Annotated in this window: 10 protein-coding genes and 1 pseudogene; 4 read left to right on the forward strand and 7 right to left on the reverse strand. The window is 56.0% G+C overall.

The window, feature by feature from the left end; all coding sequences use genetic code 11:
* From B2R17_RS26800 to B2R17_RS26825, 6 genes are all read right to left on the reverse strand, one after another.
* Positions 1-1230, reverse strand: a 1230-nt coding sequence (locus B2R17_RS26800) for a DUF1549 domain-containing protein (protein ID WP_286766411.1), incomplete at its 3' end; no start/stop codon positions are given.
* Between the two features lie 203 nt (positions 1231-1433).
* Positions 1434-2027 (reverse strand): flavin reductase family protein, encoded by a 594-nt coding sequence (locus B2R17_RS26805; RefSeq protein ID WP_008658521.1) that lies wholly within the window; start codon positions 2025-2027, stop codon positions 1434-1436.
* Positions 2024-2824: an inositol monophosphatase family protein gene (locus B2R17_RS26810; RefSeq protein WP_286766412.1), complete on the reverse strand. Its 801-nt coding sequence runs from the start codon at positions 2822-2824 to the stop codon at positions 2024-2026. Before B2R17_RS26810 ends, B2R17_RS26805 begins: the two co-directional genes overlap by 4 nt.
* A gap of 50 nt (positions 2825-2874) precedes the next feature.
* Positions 2875-3993 (reverse strand): serine/threonine-protein kinase, encoded by a 1119-nt coding sequence (locus tag B2R17_RS26815; protein ID WP_007324953.1) that lies wholly within the window; start codon positions 3991-3993, stop codon positions 2875-2877.
* A 181-nt stretch (positions 3994-4174) separates the two neighbouring features.
* On the reverse strand, positions 4175-5218 hold the full coding sequence (locus B2R17_RS26820; RefSeq protein ID WP_286766413.1) for an EamA family transporter: 1044 nt from the start codon (positions 5216-5218) through the stop codon (positions 4175-4177).
* A 28-nt stretch (positions 5219-5246) separates the two neighbouring features.
* Positions 5247-6191 carry a nucleoside hydrolase gene (locus tag B2R17_RS26825; protein WP_008658527.1) on the reverse strand — a complete coding sequence of 315 codons (945 nt, stop codon included), beginning with the start codon at positions 6189-6191 and terminating at the stop codon, positions 5247-5249.
* Between the two features lie 172 nt (positions 6192-6363).
* Between B2R17_RS26825 and B2R17_RS26830 the strand changes: the two genes are divergently transcribed.
* Positions 6364-7407 carry a hypothetical protein gene (locus B2R17_RS26830; RefSeq protein ID WP_286766414.1) on the forward strand — a complete coding sequence of 348 codons (1044 nt, stop codon included), beginning with the start codon at positions 6364-6366 and terminating at the stop codon, positions 7405-7407.
* 137 nt (positions 7408-7544) lie between these two features.
* Entirely contained in the window at positions 7545-8573 is a 1029-nt protein-coding gene (gene trpD / locus B2R17_RS26835; protein WP_286766415.1) for an anthranilate phosphoribosyltransferase, read from the forward strand.
* Between the two features lie 57 nt (positions 8574-8630).
* Here the strand turns inward: trpD and B2R17_RS26840 are convergent, their stop codons facing one another.
* Entirely contained in the window at positions 8631-10169 is a 1539-nt protein-coding gene (locus B2R17_RS26840; RefSeq protein WP_286766416.1) for a sulfatase family protein, read from the reverse strand.
* Between the two features lie 112 nt (positions 10170-10281).
* On the opposite strand from B2R17_RS26840, the gene B2R17_RS26845 reads away from it, so the two are divergent.
* Together B2R17_RS26845 and B2R17_RS26850 are read left to right on the forward strand one after the other, a co-directional pair.
* Positions 10282-11733, forward strand: a complete 1452-nt coding sequence (locus B2R17_RS26845) for a sulfatase family protein (RefSeq protein ID WP_286766417.1) — start codon at positions 10282-10284, stop codon at positions 11731-11733.
* 156 nt (positions 11734-11889) lie between these two features.
* Positions 11890-12971 (forward strand): annotated as a pseudogene (locus tag B2R17_RS26850) (hypothetical protein); the annotation flags it as partial.

Below are 12971 nucleotides of genomic sequence, written 5' to 3' on the forward strand. Positions count from 1 at the left end.
ACCCGCCATCTCGGCTTTCAGGTCAGCGAGGTCGGAAGCAATTTGCTTCAGCTCGGCTGATTGTTCGGGGGAAGGAACACGGACGACTGGCGGGTGAGCTTTGTTGTTGCCATCCATTGCTCGCCCGTCCAACGAGTTGAAGAACGCGGACAGCGCGAAGTAGTCCTTCTGCGTGATGGGATCGAATTTGTGGTCGTGGCAGACGGAGCATCCCGTGGTCAATCCTAGGAAGATCGTGCCAAAAGAATCGGTGCGGTCGATGACGTTGCGAGCAAAGACTTCATCGTAGATCGAACCGCCTTCGTTGGTCGTCACGTTCAGTCGGTTGAATCCGCTGGCAATTTGGTTGCGAAGCGTTTCGGCCTCGTCCGTTTCGGGGAACAAATCACCCGCCAGTTGCCGGGTGATGAATTGGTTGAAGGACATGTTTTGATTGAAAGCGTCGATGACCCAGTCGCGGTAGGGCCACATTTCACGGTAGTTGTCCAAGTGCAAACCGTGAGTGTCGCCATAGCGGACTAGGTCCAACCAATACCTCGCCATGTGTTCGCCATAGTCCGGCGAAGCAAGCAGTTCGTCGACATAGTCTTCGTAGGCGTTCGGCGATGAGTCAGCAACGAATGCTTCGACTCGTTCCAGTTTGGGTGGCAAACCGGTGAGATCGAACGACACGCGACGAGCAAGTGAGCGTCGATCAGCAGATCCCGCAGCGGACAATCCCAACGATTTCAGTTGAACATCAATCCATTGATCGATGCGATCCGAATCGGTTGAGTCGGCATCGGCACCCGATGGCAGTTCGTGACGGCGAGGTGTCGCGAAGGCCCAGTGCGATGCATAAACCGCACCTTCGGAAACCCATTGGTTGAGCAACTCAATCTGTTTGGGCGACAGCGGTTTGTGGAAATCTTCCGGCGGCATGATCATGTCGGAATCGTCGGTCGCAATTCGCTCGATCAACAAACTCGCCTGCCATTCGTCTTGGTCGATGACATCAGCGATCCCTTCCGCTGAGTCCAACCGGACACCGGCTTGCCGATCGTGTTCGTCCGGCCCGTGGCATGCAAAGCAATGATCCGAAAGGATCGGACGAATGTCGCGTGCAAAATCGATCTCAGCTTTGGAAACTGTTTCTTCCGCGGATGCAGTGCCGGATATGGCAGTGCATGAAAGCAACAAGACAGCAAACCATCCAATCGTGCGACGGGACGCGAAGACGTTCCAGATCATCTAGGAACCCAGGAAGGAAGGAGGTTGGGTAGGCGGGATGATCTATCTTACTATCAATGCAACGATGCTCCAAACCAATAGACTTGCGTGGAAGCCTATTGATTCGATCGCTAAGTCGCGTTGTGCGCTTTGTCAATTGCCTTCGCTAGCAACCCCAATGATCGGGGGCTTTTTGCAAGGATATTCCTAATTGCAAGGGATTGTCATTCGAAACGATCACGAGTGCGTGTGTACCTCGGACCACCCATCCGACCGATCGTGAAGATTTGCTCGGGATCAGGCAGCCCATTTTTTCCGACGACGGAATCGGCAACATAAAAGGAGACAATGCGTCCAACAACCAAATTGGCTCCGCCGCGTCCGGGGCCCAATTGCATCGACGTCAACATTTCGCATTCCATCGCCGCAACCACATCAGCAACTCGAGGCACTTTGACTTTGACCGAAGGAGCCTTTTGCAATCCGGTCAGGACAAATTCATCCTCGTCCGGACGGACGTCCGTTGCGGATTGCTTCATCGTTTCGGCGAATTCTTCGGTGACGACGTTGACCACAAATTGGCCGTTGGCACGAACATTGGCGAGCGTGTCCTTGGGAGTTCCATCCAAACGGTTGACCGGACAAAACATCACAGTGGGCGGGTTCGCCCCGACGCCGCCAAAAAAACTGTACGGCGCCAAATTCGCGACCCCATCGGCGGAGAGCGTCGAAACCCAGGCGATCGGTCGCGGCGTGATCAACGCGACCATGGATTCATAGACCGCGCCGATCGACACATCGTTTGGATCGATGATCATGTTCCGCTCAGTTGTTTCGTCAAAAGCGATTGCAGTTCGGGCGTTGCCGAGACGCAGAACTTCGGATTCCAATCATCGAATTCCTGGCCACCGTAGCCTTCCAAGATCGCGCCGGATTCACGAGCGATCACGGTGCCGGCGGCAGAATCCCAGGCGGCAACATTGGTGGCCCAGTAACCATCGAGGCGTCCGTCGGCGACGTAGCACATATTGAGCGCGCACGAACCCAAGCGTCGCAGCGAACGGCACTTCTCGAGCACCTTCACAAAGCGAGTGACTTCGGGCGAGTCGGCGGTGACACCCGCGCGGAAACTGCACGCGACCAAGCTTTCCTCGATGTCGGTGCAACCACTGGCGGACATCTTTTGATCGTTGCAGTGGGCGCCTTGACCATCAATCGCGGTGAACATTTCGTCTCGCGTGGGATCGTAGATCACTCCCAACCGCATTTTGCCAGCCGCGTACAAGCCGATCGAAACAGCGAAGCTTTGCAGGCGGTGAACGAAATTGACCGTTCCGTCCAGCGGGTCGACCACCCAGCAAGGCGGAGCGTCGGGATCGCCCGCTCGGATGTTGGCGGGCGGATCGTTTTCGCCCTCTTCTTCGCCAACGAACGCATAGTCCGGGTAAGCCCCGACCAGCAAGTCACGAATGGCTTTTTGAGATGCCAAGTCGGCATCGGTCACCAGATCTTTGGGGCCTTTCTCACTCACAACGCGGTGATCGCGTCGCGACATCAATTCAGCGGCTCCGGCACGCGCCGCGTCGACGGCCAGCCTCAAGTGGGCACTGTCCATGGAGTTTGTCTTGGGGGTTGGTTGGAGGTGGTCCGATGGGTCGGAAGCCGTCAGTCGTTTTCCAACCGGCGAAGCTCTTCCAACCACAAGCGAATGTCATTGTCGTATTCCGTCGACATATTGCCAATGATGAGCTGTCGATGGAATGCCGCTGCGCCCTGTTCCACGTGCTCAGCCGCCTCGGCGCTGACGAATCGAAGCGTTGGATCGGGGGCAATCAGGCCTCGCAAAAAATTCATCAACAAAGCGTTTCGCAGAACTTCCTCGGGAAGAATCCGTTCCAGATTCATCGGGAGTTCGCGTTTTGCTTGCAGAAGTTCACCCAAATTCTTCGTGTTGTTGAACGGATTGAAACCGGACAACAGCTCAACCAGCACGTATCCAACGCTGGCCAAGTCACTGCGCGGAGTCGCGTCGAGGTTGTCGAGGACTTCCGGAGCCGCGTATAGCGGAGTGCATTCGCGATCCTTCGGCGGGTTGCGATAATCGATGGACGAACCCATGTCGATCAGTTTCGCATGCCCACTGCGTTTGAGCATAATGTTGGCAGGTTTGACATCGCCGTGAACGATTCCGTCACGGTGCAGTGCCGCTAGCGCCGCCAAGCATTCGCGAACGATCGCGACGGCGACGCCAGGTTTGAATCGAGATTGCTCGGGGCCTTCGGTGATGATCACATCATTGATGTATTTCCACCGCTTTGGCGTGATGTGGTCACGCAGCAATTCCAGGCACTTCGGCATGACCAACTGCCGGAGATCGTATCCATCGACCCATTCCATCAGCATCACGCGGATGCGATCGCGTTCGAAAAAGTTTTGAACGTCCAGCAAGTTGTCGTGCTGGATCAACGCGATGCGAGCGGCGATCGACGCGATTCGTTGCATCGCTTCGTCGTACGAACGAGCGTCAGGGAACCGTTCCGGCGAAAAGATCTTCATCGCCACGGGAACGGTGAATCCGTCGGTGCCTCGGTGCTCGGTCAGGTAAACCTCGCCCTGACCACCCCGGCCCAGCATTCGGCGAAGGTTGTAGTGACCGGTCCAGTTGATTTTGCGTCGACGCGTCAGCTCATCGTAACGCGATACCAATTTGGGATCGCATTGGCTGGATTCCTCTCCGAGATAAGTGATCGTCGGAACAGGTTCGTAGCGTGTGGTTGCAGGCATACCATTCATACCGTCGCGGCGGCTTCCATGTCACCAAACGTAAACCAGCAGCTGACACATTGGCTGCGGGGACGCGTTAACACTAAGCGTCGGACACTATCTTGACTTGGGATTGTGGTTTCGTCGAACGCTAAAAAATAACAGGGGGGATGAATATGCCGGTCGCGACAATTGAAGGGGTTCATTTCCCCAGAAGGATCATGGCAGCACCGAATAAAATGCCCGCCACGCAAAATGCCTTCCGCTGAAGGTTCACTTCGCCCAGCCGAGATGCTCCCAATACCAACGCGACAACGACGCTGCATCTCCGCAGCGTCGAAATGACAGAAACCATCGCGTCTGGGTTCGCCATGGCGGTGAAGTAGACCATGTCTGCTGCTAACAGCAGAGGGCTGATGCACCAAACCGCCGTGCGGAACTCAAACTTGGACGTGGACGAACCTGGAATGGTTCCCTTTGCCGTTTCGATCGCGGATGAACGTTCCGTCGTCCTGTTTGCAGTCTCCTTCGTTGACAAGTCCTCCGGCAAAGGCATCGTCGCCGTTTCAGCTTGCGTCGCTCGGGTCGCGCTTTCATCGTGACCCGCTAACCGACGTTGGTTGAACCACCAATGCAGTGCCAGCGGAGTCATCACCGGCAACATGTATATCGTGAACCAAGCTTGAACGGTTGCCGGTGAATAACCACCACCTTGCAATAGATATTTGTCGTAGATGGAGCTGAACGATCCCAGCAGTGTTGCCAGCAACATGCAGCCGACCCAGCGATTGGTCGTGAACGCGATGCCCTCAGATTTTCCGATCGTCGAGAACAACCAGAACGATGCAATGACGATCGCGATGCCGGCCCATTGCATCATCGCGGGTCTTTCACCCAGCACGCCAATGGCAATCGCGATCGTCCAAACGGGACTGGTGGATCGAATCGGTGCAGCGATGGACAGCGGCAAGTGTTTCAGTGCGAATAACGCAAGCGTCCAAGATGCTCCGACGAGAACACTCTTTGCCAACAGCTTGCCATGATCGGTCCAAGTCAGCGGCTGGACTTTTAAGAACTCGATCGGGAAGGCATCGCCGGCAAATTGCTGCGCGATCAACAGCGGTCCCCAAATGGTTGTCGCAATGCAAGCGGAAGCAAACAAAACCATTGGCACCGCGTTCTCGCGAGCGGCCAGTTTCTTTGCGAGGTCATAGACCCCGAGCAATCCGGCGGACACCAACGCCATCAACATCCATTCCATTGGAAGTGTTGACCTAGCGAGTTTGTTGGCCGGCGTAACGAATGCTACGCACGATGGCATCTCGAACATCGGTGATGCTGGCTCGGCGAGCCACTTCCATGTTGACACTCCACTCCGGTCGTAAACGCCGGTCGAAAACGGTCATGCCGCGAGTCAGTGCGCCGTTGACTTCAACGTCGCCGGCCATTTCATCCCACTGAAACATTTCGGGTTCAATGACTGAGATCAACGCGGTCGCGTCCTGCAAAGGAACGACTTCGCGTCCAAGTTTCTGATGCGAGATCCGAAACTTGTATGGCAGGATCTTGTGCAACAAGGCTCCCGCACGAGTTGTTTCGGGTGGCAACTTTTCAAGCAGGTCCACGCCAAAGGTGACCGCGTCGGTCACGTCGAGTGGAACCAGGCTTTTGGTTGTTGCCGATGCGATGACTTGTTTGGCACTGGACGGATCAAAGAAGAAGTTCATCTCGGAAACGGCTGTCGCGTTGCCGCTGTGCGAGACCGCTCCGCCACTGATGACAACTTTGTCAATCAAAGGCAATACGGCGGGATCCATCCGGCAAACGCGAGCCAAGTTGGTCAGTGGTCCCAAGCAAACGATGGTGATCTCGTCGGGATGACGCCGAATCAGATCGGCCATCAACTTGTCACTGGAATGATCGTTTTGACGCGTGGCCGACGGGAAGTTGAATCCAGCCAATCCATCAGGGCCATTCAAATGGCTGTCATCCAACATGGGCGGATCGGCTGGAGTGACCGCGGTTCCCAGTTGCGGGTATCGAGCCGGATCCAACAGGTCAACAATCCCCATCGCATTGATGCTCGCCTGGGCCGCGTCAACGGTTCCGGCGGTGGGAGTGATCGCGACAACGTCGAGTCGCGGATCAAACAACGCCATCGTGATTGCAATGGCGTCGTCGATTCCGGGGTCACAGTCGATGATGATCTTTCTGGTCATGCCATCCAGTCTAAGTTCTTCCCGGTGGCCGGGCGAGACCCTCGCCTCGGTCAGGTCGCGAATCGCACCGGAGTGGAGTTGGATTGGATACGATGAGGCAACGTGGGAGAAGTTTCTTCCACTGACCAGCCTCGGTTGTGATTTTAGTCAGCGTTTTCGAAACGAGCCCCACGTGTCCACTCCATCTTTCTGCCTCAATCGGAAGCAACCGGTGTTTATCGCCGTCGTCATGGCAACCTTGTTTGCAGTGGTCTTGCCCGTTGCCGCCAAAGCAACCGCAGCGGACGGTGTTTCGGTCGTGTCGTTTCATGGCTACGACGATTGTCTCCGCATCAGCAACGGTGATGCGGTGGTGACGCTTTGTCCGGCCGCGGGTGGCCGAGTGTTGGAGTACTCGGTCGGTGGAACGAATGTTTTGTACCTGGATCCCGAAGATGCCGGGTGGACGCTGCAGCAATTCGAAAAGGGTCAAACGGATCGACGCGGTCAGTTGTCGGCTGGGCGATTCGACATCGGCCCCGAAATGGTTGTCCAGCGAGGCAACGTGCTTTGGAACGGTCGCTGGACAGCGGAAATCGTTGCAGATCGCACGGTGAAGATGACGAGCCAATACGATCCAAAGTCAGGAGCCCGATTGACGCGAATTTTTGAGCTGGACGAAACGGGGGCTCATCTGAGATGCACCCAAACGATCGCCAACGAATCCGATCGCCAGGTCAGTTTGTGCCACTGGAGCCGAACGTTTGCGGTCGGCGGCGGAATTGTCTTGGTGCCTCGATCGGGGCCGGTGCGGTTCCCGCGAGGATACGTCCGCTACGAAAACGGCCTGATTCGTTCGCGGCCAACCGAGCCCAACATTCACGTTGATGAGGATGCGGTTGTTGTTTCCGCGACGCCGGAATTTCCCAAACTGGGTTTCGACAGCCACGCGGGTTGGTTGGCGTATCTGGCACCGACGGACCAGTTGTTCGTAAAGCGTTTTCTGACTTTTCCTGAACGGTCATACAACGAATTGGCGGGGCTGACGGTTTCGGTTTGGTACCCGGAAAAGGATTTGGTGGAATTGGAACCGATCGGGCCGGCAGAAAACTTGGCACCGGGAGAGAAGGTGGACTTCACCGAAGATTGGTACCTGCTGCCTTACGCGTTTCCGGCTGAGTCCAGGCAAATCGATCGAGAAGACATCGAGCAACGAGTGAAGGCGATCAGCGAGTGAAGACGCTGGGCAAGCGAGCCCAGACGGCGTCGTTTGATGCTGGCTCCTTCGGATCGTGGCGGCAAGCTACACTTGGGGCGTTCAACTCAACGTCGCGTCGCGAAAGCACGCTTTGATGCTCTTGTCCTGCCAGGCTGATGACTGATTCTTCGACTGACCCTTCGCTCTCTTTTTCGGATGCCATCACTCACGCGCGAGGTGGCAACGATTTGTCGGCGGAGCAAACCGGTGCCTTGATCGATGCCATGTTGCAAGGTGCTGCCAATGAAGAAGAAGTGGGCCAGTTGTTGCTGGCGCTTCGCGAAAAAGGCGAGGCGGTGAGCGAGTTGGTCGGGGCGGCGCGGGCGATGCGAAAGCACATGACTCGGATCGATCACGACCACGACGTGTTGCTGGACACATGCGGCACGGGCGGCAGCGGATCGGGGACATTCAACATTTCCACCGCGGTTGCGATCCTGGCATCAGCATGCGGTGTCGCCGTCGCCAAGCATGGCAATCGACGTGCAACCAGCAAGACTGGATCGGCCGATGTGCTGGAATGTTTGGGCGTCAAAATCGAATCCGAACCCGATCAGGTTTCGCGACGACTCAACGACATCGGCATTTGCTTTTGTTTCGCGGCAAAGCTGCATCCTGCGATGCGGCATGTTGTTTCCGTTCGACGCACGCTGGCTGTGCCAACGCTTTTCAACTTGCTCGGGCCACTTTGCAATCCGGCCGGAGCGACTCACCAATTGCTCGGGACGGCGGCTCCCGAAACGCAGACAAAGATCGCCGCGGCACTGGCGGAATTGGATACGCAGCGAAGCTATGTCTTGCACGCTCAAGACGGACAAGACGAAGTCTCGTTGGATGGAGAAACATCGTGCATCGAGGTCGCATCCGGGACTCAGCAAAGCCATACCTGGATGCCAGCCGATTTTGGACTGACGCCGGTTCACCAGAACGCACTCGCCGCAGCCAATCCACCCGAATCGGCTGAGATCATTCGCTACCTTTTCGGAGGCAGCCCCGGAGCGCACCGCGACACGGTGTTGGCGGGATGCGCCGCGGCACTTCGGTTGGTTGGTCGAGTGTCATCGCTCACCGAGGGCGTTGAAGTTGCCGCCGAAGCGATCGATTCCGGGGCAGCCCAGGACAAGCTGAGACAACTCGCCGAGTAGTTTAACGGTCAGTGCATCGACGCTTTGTGTTGCGGCAATTTGCTGGTCCGACCGATCCTATTCGGGATAACCGTCTTCACGAATGGTTTGCAGCAATGCTTTCATTCGCTTGACGATTTCCGGGTATTCGCTCGCGACGTTTTCGCTTTGGCCAATGTCGACGGACAAGTCGTAAAGCTCGTGCGGGAGTTTGTCGTCGGCGGGAATTTGACGGCGTGATTCCCATCCTTTGTTGCGACCGCTGACGTAGCCACTCTTGGCATCGATCAACAACCACTTGCCATCGCGAATTGCGTATTCGTCGACGCGAGTGTTCTGGACCAGCGCCTGACGATGTTGTTGTTTGGGTTCCTTCAGCAGTGGCATCAGGCTGCGAGAATCTTTGGCTTGTCCGTCCGGGATCGAATGCCCAAGCATCTCCGCCAGCGTCGCGAATAGGTCGACTTGAGATACCAAGGCGTCGCAGGTCGATCCAGCATCGGCGACGCCCGGCCAATGAATGACGAAAGGCACGTGGTGACCGCCTTCGTAAAGATCGCGTTTCAATCCACGGAAAGGTTGCGAAGACCAGTGGTCGTACTTTTCATCGCGAGCGTAAGCGTAACGTTCCGGTCCGTTGTCGGCAGAGAAGATCACAATCGTGTTGTCGCGTTGTCCCGATTGTTCCAAGGCTCGAAGCAGTTTTCCGCAGGCGTCGTCGGTTTCGCAAACGTAGTCGCCGTAGGGGCCCGCTCCCGATCGACCGTCGAACTCGTCGTTGGGAATGATCGGCGCGTGGGGCGCCGGAAAAGCGAAGTATAGAAAGAACGGTTGGTCGCTTTCTTTTTGCGATTCGATGAATTGCACGCCACGTGCGAGTGTGGTGGGAATGTTTTGATACGGATCCCAATCCGATGTCATCGGGCCAGGACGGCATTCCCAGTTTCCCTCTTTGATCGGTTTCCACTTTGCGGTGTCCATGATCGTGTCGGGAGCCTTCACGACTTTGTCGTCTTCGATCCAGCAGTACGGTGGGAAGTTGATCACGGTGTCGCCAAAGTACGAATCGAATCCGTGAGCCAGAGGTCCATCCGGGATCGACTTCGTCCAATCAAACGCTTCGGGACCGAATCCTTTTTTGCGTCCTTGGCTGAACGGTTTTGCGTCGGGTTTTTTGATCGCATCCCAATCCCATCCAAGGTGCCACTTGCCGATCGCGGCGGTTTGATAGCCGTGTTCTTGGAACATCTCCGGCAGCGTCAGTTGTTCGGGTTCGAAAACCGATTCACCAAACGCGTTGACGATGCCGTGAAAATCTCGCCAGTGATGGCGTCCGGTCAGCAATGCGTACCGACTGGGTGTGCAAATTCCCGATGATGAGTGACCGTCCGTGAACCGCATGCCTGATCGAGCGAGTTGGTCCAGGTTCGGTGTCGGGATCTTCGATTCCGCATTCTGCAGGTTCAGGTCGCCGTATCCGAGATCGTCGGCGTACAGGATCAGCACGTTGGGATGCGTTTTGGTTTCGGCCAATGCCGAGGAAACGCAAACGACGGAGCTGAGAAGTATGATGAAGAAAATGGCGAACGGTGATCGCAAGTTGAGTGGGAATCGCATCGAGGTTCTCGCCGCAAAAGTGCATTTTTATTGTGAAAAGCTGTTACTCTATCTCGCCCGACCACGTCCGTGGTCCTCACCCGTCGAAAAACCTCCCTCCTGTCAAAATATCATGATTTCTAGTTGGTGCCGAAAGGTTTGGTTCCGTCCCGTCTCGCCAGCAATCTGCCTGAGCGTTTTTGCCGCGTTGCTGGTTGGCAGTTTGTCGTCCACGGTCAGTGCCGCTTCGGGCGACTCCGAAAAAGCATCCGACGCTCCGATGAATGTCGTGGTTTTGTACGCTGATGATTGGCGTCATGACACGCTAGGAGTGGCCGGAAATCCTGTCGTGAAAACGCCCACCTTGGATGCTCTTGCGAGCGAAGGCATGCGGTTCACGGAGAACTGCGTGACGACATCCATTTGCGGTGTCAGTCGCGCGTGTTTGTTCACTGGACAGTGGATGTCCTCGCACGGTTGTGATGGTTTCAAACCGTTTGAAACACCCTGGCAACAAACCTATCCGGGCATCCTGCGAGACAACGGGTACTACGTTGGGCACGTTGGCAAATGGCACAACGGAAAGTTCCCCGGCGAGAAGTTCGATTTCGGACGGTCCTACTATGGCCGACACTGGTTCAAGATGCCCGATGGATCGAAGGTGCATGTGACGCAGCGAAACGAAAACGATGCGTTGGAATTTCTGGGCAAACGTCCGAAGGATCAACCGTTCTGTTTGACCGTCGCTTTCTTTGCGACGCATGCCGAGGACGGGAATCCGCAGCAGTTTTTGCCGCAACCGGAAAGCATGCATCTGTACCAAGACGTTGAGATCCCCGTTCCCGCAAACGCGACGGATGAGTCTTTCCATCGCTTGCCAGAGTTTGTTGCCAATGACGGCAATGAAGGCCGCAATCGTTATCACTGGCGATTTGATACGCCCGAGAAGTATCAGATCATGATGAAGAACTACTACCGCTTGGCAACAGAAGTTGATTCGACTTGCGGTCGGATTTTGAAAGAACTGGAAGAGCAAGGCGTGCTGGACAACACGTTGGTGATCTTCACGACCGACAACGGTTACTACCACGCGGAGCACGGCTTGGCCGACAAGTGGTATCCGCACCAAGAGAGCATTCGCGTTCCGTTGATCATTCGTGACCCACGAATGTCCGCGGACAAACATGGTTCGACGAACGAAGACTTCACGCTCAGCGTTGACCTAGCACCGACGATTCTCAATGCCGTTGGTGCGGATGTGCCCGGATCGATGCAAGGCCGCGATATGTCGGTTTTGTATGGTGTCGACGACACCGACCAAGGCCAATGGCGTGAGGAATTCTTCTACGAACACCCCACGATTCGTGACAAGAATTTCATTCCGACCTCGGAAGCGTTGGTGAGAAAGGACTGGAAGTATTTCTACTGGCCCGAGTTCGACCGTGAGCAGTTGTTCCACATCTCGGAAGATCCGCACGAGGAAAATGATCTTGTGAACGATCCGGCCCACGCAAAGCAACTGGCTGAGATGCGGGATCGCTTTCAAGAGCTGAAACGCGAAGCGGCGTCCAAGTCGAACGGCTGACGCTGAATTCTTGTCCGGAGAGTCCTAAGAAAGTCGGCTCTGATTCGTCGTGTTCTTGGCGTACTGCCGAACTGTCTCGGTTTAGAATCGAGGCAGACGTGTGGGCGCCAGCCGATGCGTTTCAGGCTTCTCTTCGACTCTTCTGGATATACAGGCATGAATGGCTTCCGTTGGAACCGAACGCTGTTGGGTTCGTTGTTGTGTCTCGTCACAATTCCGCTGTCGGCTCAAGAGGCAACGGAGCCGCCATCTAAAACACCGGTCCAAGAGGCGGAGAATCAAGCGATTCCGGAAGTGGAACTTTCGCTTCGGTCGGTCACGCTTCACGCCGCCGGAAAAGGTTGGTTTGAATTTCGCGGCAAGATCACCGGTGCGGGTATCTTTCGGGTTGAGGTCGGCGAGTTCGAACTGAACGAAGCGATTCGCGTGTCTCGGATTCTGGATCCTTCGGCACCGGGTGAAATTCGGATGGTGTCATCTCGCGATCCGGTGCACCCGCCGACAACATCGCCCAACACACGAACGCTTGGCGATTTGTTGGTGTCGATGAAGGGGCAGCGCATCGTCGCGACGGAGCATTCAGGCAAGAAGGTCGAAGGCACGCTGGTCGCGATTGAGCAACGCACTGAGATTGTTGATGAACAACGAATCGAGCGTGAGGTCATGACCGTGTTGACCGAGACGGGATTGAGCTCGATGTGGGTGGATGACTTCGAGTCCATCGACGCCTTGGATGAGGGGTTTCAAGCTCGTTTGAAAGAAGCCTTGGAAAATGAGGCTCGTCCAGCCGAACTGGCGACCCATGCGGTCGAATTTGTGTTCGGCGATGGACCCGAGCGAGAGGTCACGATCGGTTTGATGCGTTCGGTGCCGATGTGGAAAGTTAGCTACCGAATCGAAGGCGACCAACTGATTCATCGCAGCATCGTTGAGAATGTGTCAGGTGTGGATTGGGAAGGCGTCGAGCTGAGCTTGATCGACGGAAGCCCTGTTCTATTCGCGATGGATCTGCGATCGGTCGTGCGGGCCAGGTTGGATCAGTTGCAGCGCCCTTCGAGGCAGGTCGCGATGGCACCACGGTTCAGTGAATCGTTGGGGCGAGCTTACACCGACCTCGAGTTGGCAGGACCAGGGATCCCCGAAGAGACGATCGGGATGGATAGTTCCATGGACATGATGGATATGGATATGTCGATGGGTATGGGCATGGGAGGCGGCATGGGAGGAATGGGCGGCGG

Source organism: Rhodopirellula sp. UBA1907 (assembly GCF_002337565.1).
Lineage (GTDB): Bacteria > Planctomycetota > Planctomycetia > Pirellulales > Pirellulaceae > Rhodopirellula > Rhodopirellula europaea.